The following is a 22,161-nucleotide window of genomic DNA, read 5'->3' as shown; positions in this document are numbered from 1 at the left end:
CATCTATTGACCATCAAAAGGTAAGTTCAATAACTACTTTATTATTTATAGCTTATTTTTTGCCCACAAAGGGGAAAAATAGCCTTGGTTCATATATACTTAAACTCCCTATTTAAAGAAAGGTCAGATACTATGCGTACTCTCATTTCCTGTTTACTTATCACTATACTAAGCTTTGGTCTGCTCATTAATGAAGCCGCAGCCAAGCGCTTTGGAAGTGGCAGAAGTTTTGGCGTGCAACGCTCACAAAGCAGTATGTACTCTCCGAATAAAGTGCAAAAAACAACACCATTAGGACAACGTGCTAACAACACCAGCAAATGGGGTGGACTCCTAGGTGGTCTATTAATTGGCGGCCTATTAACCAGCCTGTTTATGGGGCATGGATTCGGCACTGGCATACTGACTTGGTTAATCGTTGGCGCAGTCATATTTTTTGCGGTTAACTTTTTCCGCAGACGCGTGCAGCCGGGAATGCAAACTGGACAGCAAAATCGTGCATTTAACCAGCAACAAAGTCCGTTTAACAATTTTACTCAAGCGTTTAACAATGCCAGCCCCAACAGTAGCAGCGCGGCAGACGTTCCAGCTGACTTTTCACCAGCAAGCTTTTTGCGCGAAGCTAAAGTAACTTTTAATCGCCTGCAAGCTGCTTACGATGAAAAGAATACTCAAGATCTAAGAGAGTTTACTGCTCCTGAAGTATTTGCTGAAATTAAAATGCAATTGGACGAGCGTGACAATGAGCCCAATAAAACTGAAGTAATTACTTTAGAAGCAGAATTATTAGATATCTCCAGACAAACTAATTCTTATATTGCCAGCGTACACTTTACAGGTTCAGTTAAAGAAAATGATGAGCCTATGACGCAATTAGATGAAATCTGGCATTTCCGCCAATTTGATGGCAACAGCGCCTGGGTTGTTGGTGGTATTCAGCAAAACGATTTTCAATCTTAGGACTATTCGTAGCCTGTATTAGACCTGGTCGTAATACGGGCTACGAAATTGCTCTATTTTTCACCCTTCTTGAGGCACATATTGCTATCTCTAGCTAATGATTCCAGCCCCTCTACCCTAATAAAGACATAAGTATAAAATTATAGGTTGGGCTATAAAACCCAACCGCAGGGATGTTTTTAATTACATGGTGATATAAATAGTTGTAAAAAAATATAGGCAGGATAGTTATATATACTGTACATCCATGATTTCGTAATCAACCATGCCGCCTGGCGTATTGACTGTTACGACATCATCCAACTCTTTACCAATAAGTGCGCGACCAATCGGTGAACTGTATGAAATTTTATGCAGTTTGATATCTGCTTCATCTTCGCCAACGATCTGATAGGTGATGTGTGCATCTGTGGCGATATGACAAACCGTCACGGTTGAGCCAAATACCACCTTACCATTATTCGCTAATTTACTGATATCAATAATTTGCGCATTGGATAGTTTTGCTTCCAATTCTTGAATACGACCCTCATTAAAGCTTTGCTGTTCGCGCGCAGCATGATACTCAGCATTTTCCTTTAAATCGCCATGTGCACGTGCCGTAGCGATCGATTCTACAATACGTGGTCTATCGACAAATTTTAAACGTTGTAATTCTTCTTTCAGTGCTTCTGCACCTTGTATTGTCATGGGATGTTTATTCATATCAACCTCTAAATGTAATTCCCTGGTAAAGATACCTGATTGAATCTCCATTCCGGTTGTCTCCCCTAGACCAGAATAGAGATTGTTTAGGGGCAATGGAACCACTGCCCCCCAATTAATGATACCAATAGTTAATGTAAATCCTGTAAACGAGTTACAGTCTCTCGGTCTTCATATTTCATTGCAAGACATGCTGCTTCAGCACCAGAAAGGGTCGTCGTATAACTCACCTTATGCTGTAAGGCATTGCGTCTGATTGCAAAAGAATCGGCAATCGCTCGCTTACCTTCAGTAGTATTTACAATGAAATCAATCTCATTATTTTTAATGAAATCCAATACATGGGGACGTCCTTCAGTAACTTTAAATACTCGGCGGCAATCAACCCCTGCCGCTTGTAATGCTAAAGCCGTACCCCGAGTGGCAATGATTTCAAAACCTAATTCAATTAAGCGTTTTGCAATCTCTCCCACCCTAGTCTTATCCGCGTCACGTACTGAAACAAAAGCACGTCGCCGTTTGGGGATGTTACACCCTGCACCTAATTGTGCTTTGGCAAATGCTTGTCCAAAACGTCTCGCGATCCCCATTACCTCTCCCGTTGACTTCATCTCAGGACCAAGAATCGAATCAACTCCAGAAAACTTGATAAAAGGAAAAACCGGCAGCTTAATGGAGTAAAATGCCGGCATATGATGATTTTGGCTTAACCCCTGCTCTTTTAAACTCATACCTAACTTACAACGTGCCGCAATCTTCGCTAAAGGCAAGCCTGTCGCTTTGGATACAAAGGGAACCGTGCGTGATGCACGTGGATTCACTTCCAACACGTAAATATCATCAGCTTGAATTGCAAATTGCGCATTGATTAAACCAACTACACCTAATTTCAATGCCATTTGGCGCATTTGTTCCATCAGATCTTGTTGCACTACCACACTCAAACTAAAAGGTGGCAATGTACAGGCAGAGTCACCTGAGTGAATTCCTGCTTGTTCAATATGCTCCATGACCGCACCAATCAAGACATCCTTGCCATCACAAACTGCATCAATATCCACTTCAATGGCATCATTCAAGAATCTATCCAGCAATACTGGTGAATCATTAGAGACAGCCACTGCATGAGATAAATAATGCCGTAAATCTTCTTCTTGATAGACTATTTCCATAGCTCTTCCGCCTAAAACATAGGAAGGTCTAACTACCAATGGATAACCAATTTTGTTCGCTAAAGCAATAGCTTCTGCCTCGCTACGTACCGTGCCATTTTCTGGCTGATGTAGATGTAATTCCGTAACCAGTTTCTGGAAGCGATCCCTGTCTTCTGCCCGGTCAATTGCATCAGGTGAGGTACCAATAATGGTCACACCATTCTCCTCTAAAGCACGCGCCAATTTTAATGGAGTTTGACCACCATAATGAACAATTACCCCATCTGGCATTTCTACATCCACAATGGAAAGCACATCTTCAAGCGTTACTGGTTCGAAGTACAGGCGATCGGACGTATCAAAATCTGTAGAAACCGTTTCTGGATTACAATTTACCATAATGGTTTGGCATCCAGCGTCTCTTAATGCCATTGCCGCATGCACACAGCAATAGTCAAATTCAATTCCCTGGCCAATGCGGTTAGGACCGCCGCCTATAATCATAATTTTTTTCTTATCGCTGTCTGGACGGGCCTCGCAACTACTCTCATAGCAGGAGTACATGTATGCGGTATCGCTGGGGAATTCACCTGCACAGGAATCGATACGCTTATACACGGGTAACACGCCAAGCTCTTTACGCCAAGCACGTAGTTCATCTTCAGTACAACTTACTAGTTGCGCCAAATACGCATCAGCAAAACCTCGGCGTTTTAATCGTCTCAGCGTTGTCTTATCTAGTTCATTAAGCTTCTTGTCTTGAATAGAACGCTCAAGCTGTACCAATTCTTCAATTTGTGCCAAGAACCATGGGTCAACTCGGCTTTCCATATGAATTTCTTCAAGCGACAAATTGTGACGAAATGCATCCGCTATATACCATAAGCGATCGGGCGTGGGCTCACGTAAATGGCCTCGTAATTCCGCTAAATCGTCATTCTTGAATATCGGGTGTAAACCACAACGCCCGGTTTCCAAACTACGAATGGCTTTTTGTAAGGACTCCTGGAAATTAGCACCAATCGCCATTACCTCCCCAACCGACTTCATTTGCGTCGTTAAAGTATCGGAGGTTTGTGGGAATTTATCAAAATTAAAACGTGGTATTTTAGTAACCACATAATCAATGCTCGGCTCAAATGAGGCAGGAGTCTTACCACCGGTAATTTCATTCTTCAATTCATCAAGCGTGTAGCCAACCGCCAATTTTGCGGCAATCTTGGCAATCGGAAAACCGGTCGCTTTAGAAGCAAGAGCCGAACTGCGCGAAACCCTGGGGTTCATTTCCACCACCAGCATACGTCCATCTTCAGGATTAATCGCAAACTGTACGTTTGAACCGCCAGTATCTACACCCACTGCGCGTAAGACTTTAATCGCTGCATCACGCATGCGTTGATATTCTTTATCCGTTAGAGTTTGTGCTGGCGCAACCGTAATAGAGTCCCCGGTATGCACCCCCATCGGATCAAGATTCTCAATAGTACAGACAATAATGCAGTTATCATTTTTGTCACGCACCACCTCCATTTCATACTCTTTCCAACCCAATACCGACTCATCAATGAGTAATTCGTGGGTAGGAGACAGCTCCAAACCGCGAGCACAAATTTCTTCAAACTCTTCACGGTTATACGCAATACCACCACCGCTTCCACCCATGGTAAATGAAGGGCGAATAATTGCGGGATAACCTAATTGCGCTTGCACCTGAAAGGCTTCTTCCATAGAGTGGGCGATAGCAGAGCGAGGCATTTCCAAACCAATTTTAATCATTAATTGTCGGAACTTTTCGCGATCCTCTGCCTTATCAATTGCCTCTCGCGTAGCACCTATCATTTCTACGGAGTATTTTGCCAAAATACCTTCACGAACCAAATCCAAAGCACAATTTAAAGCCGTTTGCCCCCCCATCGTGGGCAGTAAAGCATCAGGACGTTCAATTTCAATAATCCGTGCGACTTCTTTCCAGGAAACTGGCTCAATATAAGTTGCATCAGCTAATTCCGGATCTGTCATAATCGTTGCGGGGTTAGAATTAACCAGAATAACTCGATACCCTTCTTCTCTTAGCGCCCGTACTGCTTGGGTGCCAGAATAGTCAAATTCACAGGCTTGTCCAATAACAATAGGGCCTGCACCAAGTATCAATATGGATTTAATATCAGTTCGTTTTGGCATGGCAACAACTAAAAAAATAAAGTGATGTATTTTACCGATTTTTGCTTAAGGTTTATACCTTTGATTGCGATTCTTTAACAAATTAGCTGTACTCATTCGCCAGGACAATCTGTAGGCCTGCATCAGTCAAGGATAAATACTTATAATGAGGGTCAGCGGTGGTGCGCTCTAACCATTCATTGGCAATACAAATATCCGTTAATTTTTGTGCCTCTTCTACAGTAACAGACATATTAAGTTTCTGCGATAATACCGCGGCAGCCTCGTCTTCAATGGTTAAAAACACTTGATCACGGGTAACTCCTAGAAGTTTCATCTCATCATAAAATAACTTTAAAATATCCAGTTCATTCACAATAGCCACCTTGAATCAAGGACCGTCATTAATATCAAGTATTAATGACGGTTGAAAAAATTTCCAATTCAAAATGCAAATTTAACTACATGCCATAATATTTGAATTTAATCCCATACACGTACTGTTGTTACAAAGCTGAAGAGAATAACCAGAATACCAACGCGACAGCCCGTTGCAGAGATTTACACTTAAGACAGATCCGACTGAATTTTTGAATAACCGAATAAAATATTCATTTGTCAATTAAAATCAATATATCGAACACCGAAAAATAATAAATTTTGATATCTACTAACTTAATTAATTTTTCTTATTTCGGTACAATTTATATACAAAATAACCTTTGTTTTTCAAATTAGTCTATACTTATGCCGCAGACATCCTATTTTATGTAATCTTTTATTTAAAAAAATTGACATCGAGAACCCACTAATTACAATAGATGATGTACTGTAATGGATAAATATTAAAAATAAAATAAGTTAGTCCCATTTTATCATTAATATTTAAGATTCTTTCTATGTTAGAATTTGAATTAGATTTGAATAGAGAACTTTATAAAATTGTCGGAGAACGCCTTAAAAGCGTAAGGATGCAGTTGGGTTTTTCCCGGCGCGAGTTTGCAGATAAGTGTGGTTTTTCTGCTGCAACACTTCAAGCGTGGGAAGACGGTAGATACCCTGTACCTAAAAAAAGCATGATCAAATATGTGAAAACATTATTTGACTGCGGCCTGATCACATCTCCAGAATGGTTTATAAATGGCGAGGGCCTCCCCCCAAGGCCAATTAATAAGTTCTCGCTCAACTCCATTGCAGAAAAAGATGCTATTCTGCGCGAGATTAATTTCTTTGAAACGGAAAATAAAAACCCCATTATTACGGTAATTACCGATGACTCTATGCAACCGTTTTATGCAATTGGAGACTATGTCGGCGGTAAGTTAGTTCCTGTTGATTACGCAGATCGCTATGTTGGCACCTTCTGTATTGTTAAATTAATCACAGGCGAAACCCTGGTGAGAAAGCTAAGGCCCAGTTCAGAAGAAGGTCGTTATAATTTGATCTGTACTAACTTAGACACAACATCAACATCGCCCTTCTTACTCAATTGTGAAATTACGGAATTAGCCCAGGTTATTTGGCATAGAAAAGTAGAAGTATCCCTAGAATTAGAGTAGTCCTAAGTATGGAAGAAGTAGATGTCATTATTGTTGGCGCCGGTGCTGCAGGCCTCATGTGTGCTATTGAAGCCAGCAAACGCCATCGAAAAGTACTGGTGCTCGATCATGCCAATAAAGTCGGCAAAAAAATCCTAATGTCTGGTGGTGGCCGTTGTAATTTCACTAATTATTACATTGAGCCTGAAAAATATAACTCCCACAATCCTCATTTCTTTAAATCCGCCTTATCACGCTATACGCAATGGAATTTTATTTCTCTTGTTAAAAAGCATTCCATTCCCTTTCATGAAAAAACGCTGGGTCAATTATTTTGTGACAATAAGTCGAAAGACATTGTCGACATGCTCTTAAAAGAATGTGATAAAGCGGGTAGCAAAATCCAGTTACAAACCAGTATTGAGAAAATTCAAAAAAACGAACAGTTTAAACTGCATACCACCAAAGGAACATTCCAGTGCCAATCATTGGTTATTGCCAGTGGTGGCTTATCCATTCCCACCATGGGGGCAAGCCCCTTTGCTTATAAAGTGGCAGAACAATTTGGCATGAAGGTGTGGCCTACACGTGCAGGCTTAGTTCCCCTAACCTTGGATGTTACTGAAAAGGAAAAAATAGCCCTACTCTCTGGAGTTAGTGTCGATAGTATTGCTAAAAACGAACGCATTGAGTTTCGCGAAAATACTCTATTCACTCACCGAGGTTTAAGTGGTCCAGCTATTCTGCAATTATCCTCTTATTGGCATGCAGGGGAACATATTGATATTAACCTGCTTCCAGAAATCAATCTGTTAGAAACATTAAAAACGGCAAGAACTACCAGCCCGCAGAAACAATTAAATTCTATATTAGCCAATTACCTGCCTAAACGGGTTGTTGAACTGTTCACTCCGCCACAACTGGCAGAAAAAAAACTAGCTGATTTAGCCAATTGCGATTTAGAACAGGTAGCAAAACAAATTAACTCCTGGCAGATAAAGCCCAATGGGACTGAGGGCTATCGCACTGCCGAAGTAACCATTGGCGGAGTTGATTGCAATGAGGTTTCCTCAAAAACCATGGAAACGAATGAAGTTCCTGGACTTTATTTTATTGGCGAAGCATTAGATGTAACCGGGTGGCTCGGTGGTTACAATTTTCAATGGGCTTGGTCTTCAGGATGGGCTGCAGGCCAGGTTGTGTAGCAATGCGAAAGCGTCATCCCGAACACCGTGAGTGCATGGGTATGACTAGCTTCCATAATCAGGATAACGTACCGTTGGCAACAGCGGAGGAGCTGCCAGAAGCTACCTCATCCGAGTCATCAAATAAATCCCCAACACAGCAAAAATAAACGTCGGTCCTAAAGCGGCTAATACCGGTGGTAATTGGAACACAGTACTCACCGGGCCAAAAAAACGGCTTAATATATGAAAGCCGAATCCAACCGCAGCACCAACCAATAACTTGGATCCCATCGTTGATGAACGCAAAGGACCAAAAATAAAGGGTATCGCCAGGACCATCATCACCATTGTAGTAAATGGTTGCACTATTCGTTGCAGAAATGCGAACAGGTAAGTATGCACATTTTGATGGCTGCGCTTTTGTTCACGAATATAACGGTTAAGCTCGTGTAAGGTCATTTCATCGGGATCAATACTACTAATGGTTAAAATCTTAGGTTTTACTGGCACATCCCAAAGCATGCTTGTAAACGTCTGCGCGCTCGTACTGTCCCCCTTAAACTCAGTTTGTTGCACATCATAAGCCATCCAGGCTTGATCGGTATATTTAGCCTCACGAATAAAGCGAGCCACTTGTAGATGGCGCTGTTCATCGAAGCGAAACTGATAAATATCATGTAATACATAACCAGGTAAAACCTGGCCTACAGAAATAAAATCATTATTATTACGTAACCAAAACCCTTTGGACGTTCTTAGGGTCTGCCCACCACTCACCGCCGCTGTTTTATAATCATTGGCATAATGAGACAGGAATGGAATAACTGTTTCTCCCAGAATGGTAACCAGTACAATTAAGAGAACTGATGCCTTTAAAACCGCTCCGGTGATTTGCAATATCGATTTCCCAGAAGAACGCATCACCACTAATTCACTATGATTAGCCATAATACCTAAACCAATTAAGCAACCTAGCAAACTGGCCATGGGGAAGAATAAATAGACTTGATAAGGCATTTGCAATAGAACAAAAAAAGCCGCCTGCATAATTCCATAATCAACTCGCCCTAAATCACCAAGCTGGTCAACAAATAAAATAAAAATCTGCAACCCGACCAGCATTAAGGTAACCATCCCAATGGACATCAAAACAGTTTTTGCAATATAACGATCTAGAATGTTCATGCTAATTTCACCTGATTACGCCAGATTAGGAATAATCCCAGAGCCGCTACAAGAATATGGATCCACCATAAGCCTATCCATTGAGGAACGACCCCAGAAACTACGGCGTTACGCCCAATGAACATTAAGTTGGCATAAATGATGTAAATAAGAATTGCCGGGAATAATTTAGCATATTTACCCGAACGTGGATTAATACGACTCAAAGGTACTGCCACTAAGGTAAGTGTGAGGACCATCAAAGGCACGGATAAACGCCATTGCAATTCCGCAGCCTTAGCGCGATCAGGATTATTTAATGGCCATAAACTTGCCGTACTGAAGGTGCGCAAATCATCGCTTATTTTGACAATAGGATGTGGTAAACGTGCTTTATATTCGCCAAACTCAGCAATTTGATAATTGGCATGTCCGGGAGTTCCTTGATACTCCTTGCCATCTTGCAAGATAATATAGTCTTCCCCTGTTTTTACGTCCGTTTCCGCATAGGCTTTATCGGCCCATAATACATCCCAACGAGTCTTCTCCTTTTCAGTGCTCCGTTTTGCCAAGAATACTTGCTCAGCTTGGGTATGATCGCGACTCATTGATTGCACATAAAAAACTTGCTGCCCATCATTAATCGCATGGAATCGCCCGGGCATGATGGTTTGTACTAAGGTTTGAATACCGGTAGTACGTAATAATTTAGCACGTTCAATATAGATGTATGGACTAGCCCAGATCATCACGGCAGCGACAATTACCGCAACGAATGATGCCATAAAAAAACTGTGTTTTAACAATTGGCCTGAACCATAACCACAAGCTCTTAATACGGTCATTTCACTTTCGGCATACAAACGCCCATAAGCGACAAGCATGGCAATATAAAAGCCTAAAGGAACCAGCAAGCTTAACAAGGTTGGTAATTCGAGCATCATTAATTTCATAATAATAACCCCGGGAATGCTTCCTGAAGCAGCCCGATTTAAATATTGAATTAATTGATTACTCAAAAAAATTAAAACGAGTATAGATGTTAGCGCAATCAAAGTGACAAACACTTCTTTAGCTAAATAACGAAAAATGATCACTCAATGCCCCTGTATCGAGGATATAAACAGCCCTTAGTAAAGAGAAACACCTTCCCTGATAAAAGATACATTGTAACCTCTTGCCCGCAACTTAAAAAGTTTTTTCTTGTCTTACGTGTTAGACCCGGATAATGATGTTAACGTGTAGCCCCTATTAGCATCGCGTAATAGGGCTACACGTTAACAATCTCTAAATATTAAACCTTCGACTATAATTTAATAAATTTATTTAAAACTCGGCAAAGAAAAAACCACCGTCACCGAAATTCTGCGGAATTCGGGGCTCAATAAAAACGAGATAAAGCGTTGGAGACCATGATGCGTGTTCTAATAACTGGCGGTGCGGGATTTATAGGTTCAAATTTAGCAAAATATCATGTACAAAAAGGTGATGAAGTCATTGTTGTTGATAATTTATCAACCGGCAGAATCGAAAACATCAACGCATTACAACAACAACCAGGCTTTACCTTCTACAAAAAAGACTTACTCAAATGGAAAGGGCTTGCCCAAGCCCTGGTTGGTGTCGATAGAATCTATCATATGGCTGCCGTTGTCGGCATGTTTCATGTCTTAAATCACCCGGTTGAAACCTTAAAATGCAATATTTTTGCTACCTTAAAACTCATGGAGACCATCCTTTCTCTAGAGAGCAAACCTTTAGTGATCATCGCATCCAGCTCTGAAGTCTATGGGAATCAACACAAAACTATGAGCGAGCATACCCCCTTAATTATTGAAAGCAGCATCACCAGCCATGCTTCCTATGTAATTAGCAAACTCAGTGATGAATCCATTGCCCTATCTTTTTGGCATAAACATCAAATTCCAACTATTATTCTACGGTTGTTTAATACCGTTGGACGCAATCAATTATCTCGATATGGCATGGTAGTGCCGCGATTAATTAAACAAGCCATGAATAATGAACCCATTACCGTCTTTGGAGATGGGACGCAAAAAAGATCCTTCTGCAATGTGGAAGATTCCGTTAATTTAATCGCTCGACTCGCCAATAATCCGGCCTCTGTCGGAGAGATAGTGAATGTTGGTTTCAATGAAGATATCAGCATTAATACCTTGGCAAAAAAAATAAAAAAAATTTGTGCAAGCCAATCGCTGATTACCCATATTCCGTTCGATGAGGTTTATCATAATGACTTTATCTACATCGCTGATCGCAAACCAGACATTAGCAAATTATTGAACCTGACCCGCTATACTTATAAATGGAATATAGACACAACCATTGCAGATATTGCAGCCTACTTTAAACAAATAGGTATAAAATGATAATTACTTACTTAGGACACGCAGGTTTTTGTATAGAAACCACATCAACTATTATCGTTCTAGATCCATGGTTATCACCCTTTGGCGCCTTTGACTCCTCTTGGTTTCAATACCCAAGAAATCATCACATGGCCCAATATATTATTGATTTATTTAATAAAAGCCAAAAAGAAAAATACATCTACATCAGCCATGAACACAAAGACCATTTTGATCCTGCTTTTTTAAACTCATTAGAAAATAGAGACTTCTCCCTTATTTTGGCCGAGTTTCAGCATCCCATAGTCAAAGATGCCTTAATGCAAATGAATTATCAGTGTAAGCAAATCCTTGAACTAAAAGATAAGGAAAATCTGGTTTTTCAAGATGGCTCTAGCTTAACCCTATTTATTATTGATTCAGAGCTTGAATGCGATTCCGCCGTATTAATCAAAGCAAATGCTAAAACATTCCTAAATATAAATGATTGTAAAATTAACGAGCGCTTAGAACGCATTACCAAAGAATATGGACCAATTGATGTATTCGCAGCTCAATTTTCCGGGGCCATCTGGCATCCAACCTGTTACGACTATGATCTACTCAGCTATGAAAAAATTTCATTGAGCAAAAAAAACGTGAAATTTGAACTGACGGCACGCGCGATAGAAACCGTAAAACCTACGTTTTATTTCCCTTCCGCCGGCCCTCCCTGCTTTTTAGATCCAATGCTTATTCATAAAAATTTTGAGCCGATTAATATTTTTCCCCGCACTTGCGAGCTCATTGAGTTTTTAAATGAGCGTTGCAAAGATTCAAACACCAAATGGCCTGAGTTGATGCCAGGAGATGCTTTGGATGTTGTGGCATCCCAATGGGTTCATCTAGCACCTAATCGACTTAACGATACCGATTTTTATCAAACCATTCAATCCTATGCCAATGATTATACTGATTATTTTTATAGGCGTGAGCTTGAAAATAATCAGATAAATCCACAGCAAGTTTTTTTAGCTTTGCAAGAGGATTTAGATGAAAAAGTTAAATGCTTAAAATTGGTCCATGAGGAGGTAATGGTCCCCCTTTATTGGAAAATTCAGGATTATGATTTAATGTATCAAATAAATTTTAAGGAAAAAACCTTAACTACAGTCAAAACCATCCTCGACACACATCATTATTACTTAATTGAAGCCCCCGCCTGGCAAGTGCATAAAGTACTGAAAAAGGAAATGAACTGGCCAGATTTCGCATTAACCTTTAGGGTAAAACTGTCTCGCAAACCCGATGTGTATAATACACTGGTTCATGGATTTATTTCTTTGGATGCAAGCAGTATTGGTAGACTGTGTGAATTAATGCAATCTTATTTAGAACGGCGCGAGCGCATCATCGTTCATTATGAAGGGAAGCAGTATTCTATTTTAAGATATTGTAAACATCAGGGTGCCGACTTATCACAGGGCTGGATTGAAAATGGTTGCTTAGTCTGCCCAAGACATCGCTGGCATTATAACTTGAAAGATGGAGGAAAATGTACCACCAATCTGACGAGTATTGAAGCAATTTGTCTCGATGAGAATATCGGAAAAAAATAGAAAATGGGTCACATTACGGTAATCGCGCCCCAAGGGGTTAAACTCGTTGATCAACGGTTTATACCAGAGCAATTGCACTCAAGGAAAATAGTATATTCGAGAACCGTGCACCAGCCGGAAATAATCTGCGTGCTATTCATTTTAAATCATGGTTAAAAATCTTGAATTTACTACATTAATGATGATTGATTAGTCTATACTCCCAATATATAACCCATCTCGAAGGATACCAAAAATGGGAAGCTATTTAGTCACAGGTGGAGCTGGTTTCTTAGGGTCGCATTTGGTTGATTATTTAATCGATTCAGGACATGAGGTTACTGTCATCGATGACTTCTCTGCAGGGACCTATGTACACCCTCAAGCGAGAACGATTAAAACCAACATACTTGATGAAGAACTGGTTCGCCCTTATTTCAAAGATATTGACGGCTGTTTTCATTTAATTGGTGTTCCTTCGGTAATTATGACCATGGAGGATTGGTTTCACCTTCATGCGACCAACCTGCAAGGAAGTTTAGTTGTTTTTAAACTAGCTATTGAGGCCGACAAGATCCCTCCTGTTGTTTATGCTTCTTCTTGTGCTGTTTACGGTGAGACACCTCTACTTCCCCTCAAGGAAACTCAACTAGTTAAACCACTTTCTTCTTATGGCTGTGATAAATTAGCGGTCGAGTTAAATGCTTATGCATTAGGAAAAAATTTCCAATTGCCTACCTTGGGTATACGTCTGTTTAATTTATATGGCCCAAGGCAAGCCCCAAACTCACCCTACTCAGGAGTCATTACTCGGTTTATTCTTGCACTCAAAGAGGATGAACAACCGGTAGTTTTTGGTGATGGCAATCAAACCAGGGATTTTGTTTTTGTAAAAGATGTAGTCAAAACTTTAGTCCGCGCAATGAATAAAGTAAATACCAATGGCGATTTTGTTAATATATGTACTGGTAAAGGAATTAGCATCAATCGATTGGCATTTGAAATTGCGAAACTTATGGGAAAAAATATACATCCAATCCATGATCCCAAACGTTCCTATGATATTCTGCATTCTGTGGGCTGCGTTGACAAAATGCATGCATTAGGCCTTGTAACGCCCCATGATTTATCTTCTGGATTACAGGAAACCATCGATTTTTTCTTAAATCAAGAACCATAGCCAGTACTAGCGCAACGTAATACATAAGGACTCGAAATTTAATTCTTGCACCTGAAACAATGGCTCTACATTATGCACACCATCCTTACAATTTCCTCTCAACTTGACGAACAAAATGTACAGAATACGCAAAATATAATCTATACTTCCTATTAAGACGAACCGCCATACGGAAGGCACATTATGACGCAAATCGCTGCAATAATCGGGGTTGGTTATGTTGGATTACACAGCGCACTTACCCTCTCCAATGCAGGAATCAAAGTCATTGCTTTTGACATCAATGAACAACGCATTAACGAGCTGGCTTCTGGCATTGACAAAAATATGGAAATTACGGAGGTTCACACCAAAAATATTAATTTTACTCATGACCATGAACAATTAAAAGAAGCAAACTATTATTTAATCTCCGTACCTACTCCCATAAACTCACACAAAATTCCCGATCTACGTCCATTGAAAACCGCATCAAAACTTGTCGCTTCGGTTTTAAAAAAAGGAGATCTCGTTATTTTAGAGTCAACAGTATTTCCCGGAGCAACTCGTGAATTATTAATCCCAATTCTTAATAAAAATAGCGGGTTAACTAGCGGTGCTGATTTCTTTGTTGGCTATGCTTCTGAACGTATCGTTCCTGGAGACGAACATTTGACCCTCCTCACTACCTCAGTTCGAGTTATTTCTGGACAAAATGAAGAAGCCCTGGAAAAAGTAGAACAGCTGTACCAATTGATTCCCGGGATAAAAGTGCATAGCGCACCAAGTCTTGAAGTGGCTGAGTCAAGTAAACTTCTGGAAAACATCCAGCGTAGTGTTAATATTTCCTTGATGAATGAATTTGCCCAGATAATGGATAAACTGAAAATCCCATTTCACGATGTCTTAGATGCGGCAAAAACAAAATCTAATTTCCACCCTTACACTCCAGGTTTAGTTGGAGGACATTGCATTCCTGAAGACCCATACTACCTAATTTACCAAGCCAGTACCTCAGATTGTATCCATAATTTGATAAGCTGCGCCTGTCAAACAAACCAACAATTTTATTACTTTATAATTAATAAATTAACCACGCTGCTCATTAAACAAAAAATAGTTATATCCAATGCCAAAATTGCCATTTTGGGTATGAGTTTTAAAGCAAAGGTGAATGATATCCGTCACAGCTTATCAATTAATTTATACGATAATCTCAAATCCATGGGCATCAATGTCCTCGCCTGCGACCCATTAGTAATTCATGAAAAAATGGATATGGATTGGGTTGATCTAGAAGCCTTAGAGCAATGTGACGCGATTATCCTTTGCCAGGCGCATAAAGAGTTTATTCAATTTGGTGCGCAAAAGATGAGTGATAAACTAATTACTAATGGTGTATTTATTGATATTCCTGGGGTCTATGCTCATTCTTCGGAGCTAAGAAAAGATATTCTTTATTGGGGTTTGTAAACCTACGATATTTAAAAGTGTAACCTGGTTGCAAATGACTCTTACTTAAGTGTTACCTGGTTTATAGAAGCCGAGAACAACCTTAAGCAAGTGTCATTTTAGTTACACATCTTTTTCTAATCTATGAAGATGATTTTTTAGCTTCATCAACCAGACTTAACATTGCCTTTTCAAAAATCTGAAAAGACTTTTGCATATACTCTAGTGCCTTATGACCATTTTCAACAGCTAAATTAATTTGCTTTTCTAATAGCTCTTCAGGCTTTTTAATCTTTGCAAGTTCTTCTGGCTTAATGTAAGTCACCGCTTGTATTGTTTTCATATTTAATCCAGCAATGGCTTGAAGTGGTTCTTGTAACTTCTTAGCCATATCGCTCCATTTTTCAAAATTAGGTTGGTTCATGATATTCTCCCCGAGCATGCTGCATTGCACAATTTAATAATAGTACATGATCTCTTTTTTTGTCAATAGATTAGCAAATTTTTTGCTGCACCGCAGCGAAGCACTTGTTTGCTCTACGGAATTAATTGTGAATAATGAGGCGTTTAGATAAAAAATAAAAAAACCGCTAAAATAGCGGCTTTTTGAGTAGGTAGAAACTTATAATCAATGCTTATCCGATCCGGTTTTTTTAGCCTCTTCAACCAGACTTAGCATTGCCTTTTCAACAATTTGAAAAGATTTTTGCATATAATCCAAAGCCTTATGACCATTTTCAACAGCCAAATTAATTTGCTTTTCTAATAATTCTTCAGGCTTTTTTATACCAGCAAGTTCTTCAGGTTTAATATAAGTAACACCTTGTAATGTTTTAACGTTTAATTCAGCGATGGCTTGGAAAGGCTCTTGTAATTTCTTAGCCATATCGCTCCATTTTTCAAAATTAGGTTGGTTCATGATACTCTCCACTATTATGCTGCATCGCACAATTTAATAATAGTACATTGGGAACATTCTTGTCAATGTACTAGAAAATTATTTTTTTGCAGTGCAACATAGAGCATCATCCCGAACCTTGCAAGGCGCAAGTAGTAGACGGAGCTGCACTACCTACTATCTGCGGTATGACTTTGAACGATTGCGTACTTTTTACTTAAGATTTAAATAAAGACTGCCACTGCTGCATTATCGTTTGCATTTGCTGATTCCAGTTTTCAGTAGCTTGAGTATAAGGATTGGTTTGTAGGGGTTTTTCCATAGCCATGAACATCTGCTCCATCATTTTTTTTAGCGAAGCATGCATCGGATGATTCGCTAAAGAAATAATCTGTCGCAAAATTGTTGAGGATAAAAATTGATTTGCTCCCGCCTCCATCTCGACAATGATTTGTAACAAAATGGTATTGGTTAAATCTTTCCCTGTCATAGAATCTTCAACGGTAAATTGCACCCCATCTACGACATAACGCTGTAGCTCTTCAAGAGTAATGTATTGACTGGTTTCGGTGTCATAAAGGCGACGATTTTTATACTTTTTTATTAATCGAGTCATAGCGTTCTCATGAATGTTGATCTAGTCTGAGTTATCTGTTCTCAGCTCAATGCTCCATCTTATCAAAAAGTCGTATTGTGAAGAACAGATAACTCATTAATGCAACTAATACATATGAAGTCCACCGTTAACACTCAGGTTTGCACCTGTAATGTATCGGCTTCTCTCATCAACTAAAAAGTCAACTACCCAAGCAATTTCTTCCGGTTGTGCCAAGCGTTTTGCAGGAATTTGCTCAATAATTGATTCCAAAATGTCAGGACGAATACCCTTCATTAAACGTGTATCCACATAACCTGGAGAAATACTGTTTACCGTAATGTTTTTATTCATTAATTCTTGCGCCAAGCTCTTGGTAAATCCATAGATACCTGCTTTAGAGGCGGCATAATTTGCCTGAGAAAACTGACCTTTTTGTGCATTTACAGAAGAAACATTAACGATTCTTCCCGACTCGTGTTCCCTCATATTTTCGACAACCTGACGGGTGACATTAAACATACCATCAAGGTTAACTCGCAATACTTCATCCCACTGCTGTTTCGTCATTTTAGTAAATACCGCATCACGCGTAATACCTGCATTATTTACTAAAACATCAACATCACCGAACTCTTTTATAATGGAATAGATGACTTTTTCGCATTGATCATAATCACTCACATCCATATGTCGAAATGCTATATTTCGATACCCAGCTTCTCGCAACTCTTCTTCCCAGGCTATACCATGCTCTTTAGTAGCCAGATCAAGAGCAAAAACATGCTTAGAAGATGCATTTAACTGTTTTGCGATTGCAGTACCGATATCACCGGTACCCCCAGTAATTAATACGACGTTGTGACTGTGCATAGGACTCTCTACTGTTGTTTTACCTAAACTAAGCATAGACTTAACTCCCAAGAGTAACAACTTTTGAGAGTTATTCTTTTCTAATTGGCTTTTACTGCATAGATCTGTAGAGGGAAACTACATGTACTGGCCACCGTTAATGTCTAAATTTGCTCCTGTCATAAAGCCACTGGCTGGAGATGCAAAAAAAGCAACCGCATCAGCAATCTCTTGGGGATGTCCCAAACGTCCAACAGGAATATTAGCAATAATTGCATCGAGAACGTCTTGTTTAAGTCCTGCGAGCATCGAGGTTTCTATGTACCCAGGCGATATCGTATTTACGGTGACTCCTTTGCTTGCTACTTCTAAAGCAAGGCTTTTGGTAAAACCGAATAATGCTGCTTTGGTAGAGGCATAGTTACATTGGCCAAATTGCCCTTTACGTCCATTAATTGAAGAAATACTAATGATACGACCATATCCCTTATCCAACATATGCGGGATTACATTACGTGTCATATTAAACACACTGGTTAGGTTGGCATCAAGAACTTGCTGCCATTGTTCAGGAGACATTTTTCTTAAACTACAATCTTGGGTAACGCCTGCGTTATTAATCAACACATCAATGCGCCCGAAACGCTCCATCATATCTGCTGTTATTCGTTCACAATCAGCAAATTGCGCTACATCACCATAGATAATGTCAATATCAAAACCTGCTTGTTTTTGCTCTTCTTGCCATTGTTTGGCTTCCTCATGCCGTCCATGTTTAAAATAGCAAGCAACTACCTGATAATCTGCCGCAAGACGCTGGCAAATTGCACTACCAATTCCTCCGGTACCACCAGTAACGATTGCAACACTCTTAGTCATAAATAACTCCCTGTTATTACTTCAACCATCATAGTACAACTATTCTTAAAAACCTCAAAATACCTTTTCCAAGGCTTTTGAGTATAGAAGAAGTTTAGGGGTAAGCAAATAGATTATATAAGAATTTTTAGATTGGTTGATGGCAACTAAGATACCTCATTTCCTACGCCCGGCGGCTTGTCCGCAGGACGTAGGTAGAGAAGAAGAACTAATGTGTGTGATAAACAGGAACATACCCTTTTAATTGTTGCGCAAACTGGTTGAGTACCTCAAGGCCGGACTCTTCAGCCTGACGGCACCATTGTTGCAGCGCTTCAATCAATTCTTTTTGCGTTGCCGCTGTTTTTAACCAAACGTTTTGCAGTGATTGCTTGTATGCATAAACAACACGTAATTGCTCACGTGCTTCTAATAGAGCAGATAAGCGCGCTTTGGCTTTAGAACTAAGTAAAGAATCTTCACGACGCAACAAGCTGCCTGCTCGCGCAAACATTTTTTTCGTTTCTTTACTGTCGTCACTATTAATACGCTCTTGTTTTAATATCGGACGAATCACGCCTCTATAATAATTAGACATTACTTGGAACCGATTCGAAATAACTGCTTTAACCGTATCGATATCTACTTGCAACTTCCCCGCATCCGTAGCTAACTTTGGTGGTAATTTTTTAACTCGAGCCAAACCAAAGAACGACAGAATACGAATGTACATCCAACCCATATCAAATTCCCACCACTTCACAGAAAACTTGGCTGAGGATGCAAAAGTATGATGGTTATTATGCAGCTCTTCACCACCAATCCAAAATCCCCAAGGAAATATATTGGTCGCTGCATCACGGCATTCATAATTACGATAGCCCCAGAAATGACCAATTCCGTTAATCACCCCTGCCGCATGAAAAGGAATCCACATCATTTGAATTGCCCAAATGGTAATTCCCGGAAGGCCAAAGAGGAATAAATTGATGAAAAACATCAATGCAATGCCTCCGGCAGAAAAACGAGAGTAAATATTTCTTTCTATCCAATCAGTCGGTGTACCATGAGAGTATTTAGCAACCATCTCTCGATCTTTACGTGCCTCACGGTAAAGCTCAGCCCCCTCCCAAAATACTTTTTTAATGCCTAGAACTACAGGACTATGAGGATCTCCCTCAACATCAGTTGTTGCATGGTGTTTACGATGAATAGCAACCCAATCAGCAGTAACCATTCCTGTAGTTAACCATAACCATAAGCGAAAAAAATGGCTAACGATGGGATGTAACGTTAAAGCTCGATGAGTTTGATAGCGATGTAGGTAAAGTGTTACTCCGGCAATGGTAATTTGCGTCATAACAAGGACAGCAACCACATACCCCCAAAAAGACAGGTTTAGATAACCAAAAAGCATAATCACTCCGCGTCTAATGCTAGTTTATGAAAAAGCCATTTCCGTAGGCAAAACACTTGGCTTGTAGGCGGTGTTTTACACTCAAGATCCCTCAAGTATAGCATAAGGATAACACATTTTTATTCATTCCGTTGCAACATTTAGTGATGTAGTCGATAATTAACCTTATCTCATCATATATACATTTTGGAATAATGCTATGAACAATAAATTTCAAGTACCAAAGATCTTTGAGACCCTAATTCCATTTATTATTGCCGGAATTGCCATTGCCTTATTTATTGGCCTGCTGTTTATGTTTTCCTATGTTGTTATTTGGGGATTAATTATTGGTGGAATTCTTTGGCTCATCTCGGTAATTAAAGAACTAATTTTTCCTAGTCCCCAAAAAACAACCATCATTAAAAAAACTCAAGGTCGTATCATTGAACATGACGATAAGAAATAATGCCTGAATTACCTGAGGTTGAAACAACAAAAGAGGGCATTAAACCTCACCTCGAAGGGCAAATTATCCGGAATATTGAAGTCCGTAATTATGGATTCAGGATTCCTGTGCCCTCTAATATTAACGAGCTTTGCGCAGAAAAAAAGATCCTGGCCATAACCCGCCGGGCCAAATATATTCTGCTCCAATTAAGTAAAGGTTATCTTTTAATTCATTTAGGAATGTCAGGACACTTACGCATTGTTTCCGACACGAACCCACCTGAAAAACATGATCACATTACCTTATATTTAACTAATGGGAACGCGCTGAGATTTTGTGACCCTCGACGCTTTGGTTTATTTGTTTATATAGATGAAAACCCTCATCAGCATAAACTATTGACGCATCTGGGCCCCGAACCATTTTCTGAAGCCTTCGATGGTCATTACTTATACCAACGAGCGCAAAATAAGAGCAAACCCATAAAATCATTTGTTATGGATAATGACATCGTTGTTGGTGTGGGTAATATTTATGCTACTGAAAGCCTATTCTTATCGAATATTCACCCAGCTACTCCAACAAAAAATATTAGCGAAGCGTCCTATCATCTTTTGGCAAAGCACATCAAATCCGTGTTGCAACAAGCCATAAAAAGTGGCGGAACGACTCTTCGTGATTTTTATGCCTTTGATGGAAAACCAGGTTATTTCAGTATTTCACTCAAGGTTTATGGTCGTAAGAATCAACCATGCATGCAATGCCAACACTCAATCCAAACCATGATGATAGCAGGTCGTAGCTCTGCATTTTGCCCCAACTGCCAAATATTGACTCACGAGCATGCGGCATCTGGGCAATTGTAGCGACTTAAGTTATATTAGCGCCTCATTTAACTTAGCATAATAATAATGAAAATAAACCAGATAAGAACAGCATGGGTAGTTGGTTGTTTATTTTTTTATACAGCCGTAACCAGCCTCCGCTGTATTGGTAAATACTATTTCGGTAAAACCACCCGCGCATGGACTGATAAAACCCTTCACCATTGGGTTGATCAACTACTCAATAGTGTCCAGGTAAAATATAAGGTTGTTAATCCATATAAGGTCCTACCTGAGCCAGGAAAAGCTACGATTATTATGTGCAACCATTCCAGTGCCTATGATATTCCTCTTGGTTTTAAAGCATTTCCAAATCATTCCATCCGTATGCTGGCTAAAAAAGAATTATCTAAAGTTCCGTTAATGGGTAAAGCCATGCAAGCAGCAGAGTTTCCATTTGTTGATCGTAAAAACCGCTATCAGGCTATAAAAGATTTAGCTTTCGCAAAAAAATTAATGGAAAGTGGCATTATTCTTTGGGTAGCTCCTGAAGGAACTCGCTCTAAGGATGGAAAACTGGCTCCTTTTAAGAAAGGTGCTTTTATTACTGCAATTGAATCTAAGGCTACCATTATCCCTATCGGTATTCGTGGTGCTAATAATATTCTCCCTGCGCGTACTTTTAATATTCATCTGAATCAAGAGGCAGAAATACATATAGGTAAACCTATTGATACAGCAGAATTTGGTTTGGATAACAAGGCAGAATTAATTCAGCAGACTTATGATTCGATTAAGGCGTTGATTGGTGAGTAAAAGCCTCCCCATCTTGCGATTGCAAAATATTTATTAGGAATAGCCT

Annotated in this window: 21 protein-coding genes; 10 read left to right on the top strand and 11 right to left on the bottom strand. The window is 39.7% G+C overall.

What is annotated here, in order from left to right; genetic code table 11:
• The first annotated feature begins 132 nt into the window (after positions 1 to 132).
• The gene (locus tag ACQY7T_RS08175; protein ID WP_428412528.1) at positions 133 to 960 is read left to right on the top strand and encodes a Tim44 domain-containing protein; all 828 of its coding nucleotides are present in this window, start codon (positions 133 to 135) and stop codon (positions 958 to 960) included.
• A 228-nt stretch (positions 961 to 1,188) separates the two neighbouring features.
• Here ACQY7T_RS08175 and greA read toward each other — a convergent pair whose 3' ends face one another.
• From greA to ACQY7T_RS08160, 3 genes are all read right to left on the bottom strand, one after another.
• Complete coding sequence (greA, locus tag ACQY7T_RS08170; RefSeq protein WP_428412554.1) at positions 1,189 to 1,665, bottom strand: transcription elongation factor GreA; 477 nt, start codon at positions 1,663 to 1,665, stop codon at positions 1,189 to 1,191.
• Positions 1,666 to 1,796: 131 nt separating this feature from the next.
• Complete coding sequence (gene carB / locus ACQY7T_RS08165) at positions 1,797 to 5,000, bottom strand: carbamoyl-phosphate synthase large subunit (RefSeq protein WP_428412527.1); 3,204 nt, start codon at positions 4,998 to 5,000, stop codon at positions 1,797 to 1,799.
• Between the two features lie 82 nt (positions 5,001 to 5,082).
• The gene (locus ACQY7T_RS08160; RefSeq protein ID WP_428412525.1) at positions 5,083 to 5,355 is read right to left on the bottom strand and encodes a hypothetical protein; all 273 of its coding nucleotides are present in this window, start codon (positions 5,353 to 5,355) and stop codon (positions 5,083 to 5,085) included.
• Positions 5,356 to 5,878: 523 nt separating this feature from the next.
• On the opposite strand from ACQY7T_RS08160, the gene ACQY7T_RS08155 reads away from it, so the two are divergent.
• The gene (locus ACQY7T_RS08155; protein WP_428412524.1) at positions 5,879 to 6,538 is read left to right on the top strand and encodes a helix-turn-helix domain-containing protein; all 660 of its coding nucleotides are present in this window, start codon (positions 5,879 to 5,881) and stop codon (positions 6,536 to 6,538) included.
• 8 nt (positions 6,539 to 6,546) lie between these two features.
• Positions 6,547 to 7,722 (top strand): NAD(P)/FAD-dependent oxidoreductase, encoded by a 1,176-nt coding sequence (locus tag ACQY7T_RS08150; RefSeq protein ID WP_428412523.1) that lies wholly within the window; start codon positions 6,547 to 6,549, stop codon positions 7,720 to 7,722.
• A 102-nt stretch (positions 7,723 to 7,824) separates the two neighbouring features.
• On the opposite strand, the gene lptG is transcribed toward ACQY7T_RS08150, so the two are convergent.
• Together lptG and lptF are read right to left on the bottom strand one after the other, a co-directional pair.
• The gene (lptG, locus tag ACQY7T_RS08145) at positions 7,825 to 8,895 is read right to left on the bottom strand and encodes an LPS export ABC transporter permease LptG (RefSeq protein ID WP_428412552.1); all 1,071 of its coding nucleotides are present in this window, start codon (positions 8,893 to 8,895) and stop codon (positions 7,825 to 7,827) included.
• Complete coding sequence (gene lptF / locus ACQY7T_RS08140) at positions 8,886 to 9,965, bottom strand: LPS export ABC transporter permease LptF (RefSeq protein WP_428412521.1); 1,080 nt, start codon at positions 9,963 to 9,965, stop codon at positions 8,886 to 8,888. The genes lptG and lptF overlap by 10 nt, the downstream gene beginning before the upstream one ends.
• 315 nt (positions 9,966 to 10,280) lie before the next feature.
• Here lptF and ACQY7T_RS08135 point away from each other — a divergent pair, with 315 nt between their 5' ends.
• From ACQY7T_RS08135 to ACQY7T_RS08120, 4 genes are all read left to right on the top strand, one after another.
• On the top strand, positions 10,281 to 11,258 hold the full coding sequence (locus ACQY7T_RS08135) for an NAD-dependent epimerase/dehydratase family protein (protein ID WP_428412519.1): 978 nt from the start codon (positions 10,281 to 10,283) through the stop codon (positions 11,256 to 11,258).
• Positions 11,255 to 12,835: a Rieske 2Fe-2S domain-containing protein gene (locus ACQY7T_RS08130; RefSeq protein ID WP_428412518.1), complete on the top strand. Its 1,581-nt coding sequence runs from the start codon at positions 11,255 to 11,257 to the stop codon at positions 12,833 to 12,835. Before ACQY7T_RS08135 ends, ACQY7T_RS08130 begins: the two co-directional genes overlap by 4 nt.
• A gap of 235 nt (positions 12,836 to 13,070) precedes the next feature.
• Entirely contained in the window at positions 13,071 to 13,994 is a 924-nt protein-coding gene (locus tag ACQY7T_RS08125; RefSeq protein ID WP_428412517.1) for an NAD-dependent epimerase/dehydratase family protein, read from the top strand.
• A gap of 183 nt (positions 13,995 to 14,177) precedes the next feature.
• On the top strand, positions 14,178 to 15,446 hold the full coding sequence (locus tag ACQY7T_RS08120; RefSeq protein WP_428412516.1) for a nucleotide sugar dehydrogenase: 1,269 nt from the start codon (positions 14,178 to 14,180) through the stop codon (positions 15,444 to 15,446).
• Positions 15,447 to 15,567: 121 nt separating this feature from the next.
• Here ACQY7T_RS08120 and ACQY7T_RS08115 read toward each other — a convergent pair whose 3' ends face one another.
• The 6 genes from ACQY7T_RS08115 to ACQY7T_RS08090 form a co-directional block, all read right to left on the bottom strand.
• Positions 15,568 to 15,849, bottom strand: a complete 282-nt coding sequence (locus tag ACQY7T_RS08115; protein WP_428412515.1) for a phasin family protein — start codon at positions 15,847 to 15,849, stop codon at positions 15,568 to 15,570.
• A gap of 204 nt (positions 15,850 to 16,053) precedes the next feature.
• Entirely contained in the window at positions 16,054 to 16,344 is a 291-nt protein-coding gene (locus tag ACQY7T_RS08110; protein WP_428412514.1) for a phasin family protein, read from the bottom strand.
• Between the two features lie 196 nt (positions 16,345 to 16,540).
• Positions 16,541 to 16,939 (bottom strand): polyhydroxyalkanoate synthesis regulator DNA-binding domain-containing protein, encoded by a 399-nt coding sequence (locus ACQY7T_RS08105; protein WP_428412512.1) that lies wholly within the window; start codon positions 16,937 to 16,939, stop codon positions 16,541 to 16,543.
• 105 nt (positions 16,940 to 17,044) lie between these two features.
• Positions 17,045 to 17,791: an acetoacetyl-CoA reductase gene (gene phbB, locus ACQY7T_RS08100; RefSeq protein ID WP_428412551.1), complete on the bottom strand. Its 747-nt coding sequence runs from the start codon at positions 17,789 to 17,791 to the stop codon at positions 17,045 to 17,047.
• A gap of 117 nt (positions 17,792 to 17,908) precedes the next feature.
• Positions 17,909 to 18,649, bottom strand: a complete 741-nt coding sequence (gene phbB, locus ACQY7T_RS08095; RefSeq protein ID WP_428412511.1) for an acetoacetyl-CoA reductase — start codon at positions 18,647 to 18,649, stop codon at positions 17,909 to 17,911.
• Between the two features lie 208 nt (positions 18,650 to 18,857).
• Positions 18,858 to 20,045, bottom strand: a complete 1,188-nt coding sequence (locus tag ACQY7T_RS08090) for a DesA family fatty acid desaturase (protein ID WP_428412510.1) — start codon at positions 20,043 to 20,045, stop codon at positions 18,858 to 18,860.
• Positions 20,046 to 20,244: 199 nt separating this feature from the next.
• Between ACQY7T_RS08090 and ACQY7T_RS08085 the strand changes: the two genes are divergently transcribed.
• The 3 genes from ACQY7T_RS08085 to ACQY7T_RS08075 are packed head-to-tail and all read left to right on the top strand — an operon-like array spanning position 20,245 to position 22,115.
• Complete coding sequence (locus tag ACQY7T_RS08085; RefSeq protein ID WP_428412508.1) at positions 20,245 to 20,493, top strand: hypothetical protein; 249 nt, start codon at positions 20,245 to 20,247, stop codon at positions 20,491 to 20,493.
• The gene (gene mutM / locus ACQY7T_RS08080) at positions 20,493 to 21,341 is read left to right on the top strand and encodes a bifunctional DNA-formamidopyrimidine glycosylase/DNA-(apurinic or apyrimidinic site) lyase (protein WP_428412507.1); all 849 of its coding nucleotides are present in this window, start codon (positions 20,493 to 20,495) and stop codon (positions 21,339 to 21,341) included. Before ACQY7T_RS08085 ends, mutM begins: the two co-directional genes overlap by 1 nt.
• A gap of 45 nt (positions 21,342 to 21,386) precedes the next feature.
• Entirely contained in the window at positions 21,387 to 22,115 is a 729-nt protein-coding gene (locus ACQY7T_RS08075) for a lysophospholipid acyltransferase family protein (RefSeq protein WP_428412505.1), read from the top strand.
• Positions 22,116 to 22,161: the final 46 nt, after the last annotated feature.

The organism is Legionella sp. (assembly GCF_965140895.1).
Lineage (GTDB): Bacteria > Pseudomonadota > Gammaproteobacteria > Legionellales > Legionellaceae > Legionella.
Note: the sequence above shows the minus strand (reverse complement) of the source record. Positions and strands in the feature narration are given on the sequence as shown.

Bases quoted from the DNA above. Each gene is read 5' to 3' on its own strand.
- ACQY7T_RS08085 (WP_428412508.1), top strand. From the start codon at position 20,245: ATGAACAATAAATTTCAAGTACCAAAGATCTTTGAGACCCTAATTCCA.
- ACQY7T_RS08155 (WP_428412524.1), top strand. From the start codon at position 5,879: ATGTTAGAATTTGAATTAGATTTGAATAGAGAACTTTATAAAATTGTC.
- phbB (WP_428412511.1), bottom strand. From the start codon at position 18,649: ATGACTAAGAGTGTTGCAATCGTTACTGGTGGTACCGGAGGAATTGGT.
- ACQY7T_RS08105 (WP_428412512.1), bottom strand. From the start codon at position 16,939: ATGACTCGATTAATAAAAAAGTATAAAAATCGTCGCCTTTATGACACC.
- ACQY7T_RS08090 (WP_428412510.1), bottom strand. From the start codon at position 20,045: ATGCTTTTTGGTTATCTAAACCTGTCTTTTTGGGGGTATGTGGTTGCT.
- greA (WP_428412554.1), bottom strand. From the start codon at position 1,665: ATGAATAAACATCCCATGACAATACAAGGTGCAGAAGCACTGAAAGAA.
- ACQY7T_RS08120 (WP_428412516.1), top strand. From the start codon at position 14,178: ATGACGCAAATCGCTGCAATAATCGGGGTTGGTTATGTTGGATTACAC.
- carB (WP_428412527.1), bottom strand. From the start codon at position 5,000: ATGCCAAAACGAACTGATATTAAATCCATATTGATACTTGGTGCAGGC.
- ACQY7T_RS08115 (WP_428412515.1), bottom strand. From the start codon at position 15,849: ATGAACCAACCTAATTTTGAAAAATGGAGCGATATGGCTAAGAAGTTA.
- mutM (WP_428412507.1), top strand. From the start codon at position 20,493: ATGCCTGAATTACCTGAGGTTGAAACAACAAAAGAGGGCATTAAACCT.
- phbB (WP_428412551.1), bottom strand. From the start codon at position 17,791: ATGCACAGTCACAACGTCGTATTAATTACTGGGGGTACCGGTGATATC.
- ACQY7T_RS08075 (WP_428412505.1), top strand. From the start codon at position 21,387: ATGAAAATAAACCAGATAAGAACAGCATGGGTAGTTGGTTGTTTATTT.
- ACQY7T_RS08110 (WP_428412514.1), bottom strand. From the start codon at position 16,344: ATGAACCAACCTAATTTTGAAAAATGGAGCGATATGGCTAAGAAATTA.
- ACQY7T_RS08125 (WP_428412517.1), top strand. From the start codon at position 13,071: ATGGGAAGCTATTTAGTCACAGGTGGAGCTGGTTTCTTAGGGTCGCAT.
- ACQY7T_RS08175 (WP_428412528.1), top strand. From the start codon at position 133: ATGCGTACTCTCATTTCCTGTTTACTTATCACTATACTAAGCTTTGGT.
- ACQY7T_RS08150 (WP_428412523.1), top strand. From the start codon at position 6,547: ATGGAAGAAGTAGATGTCATTATTGTTGGCGCCGGTGCTGCAGGCCTC.
- ACQY7T_RS08135 (WP_428412519.1), top strand. From the start codon at position 10,281: ATGATGCGTGTTCTAATAACTGGCGGTGCGGGATTTATAGGTTCAAAT.
- ACQY7T_RS08130 (WP_428412518.1), top strand. From the start codon at position 11,255: ATGATAATTACTTACTTAGGACACGCAGGTTTTTGTATAGAAACCACA.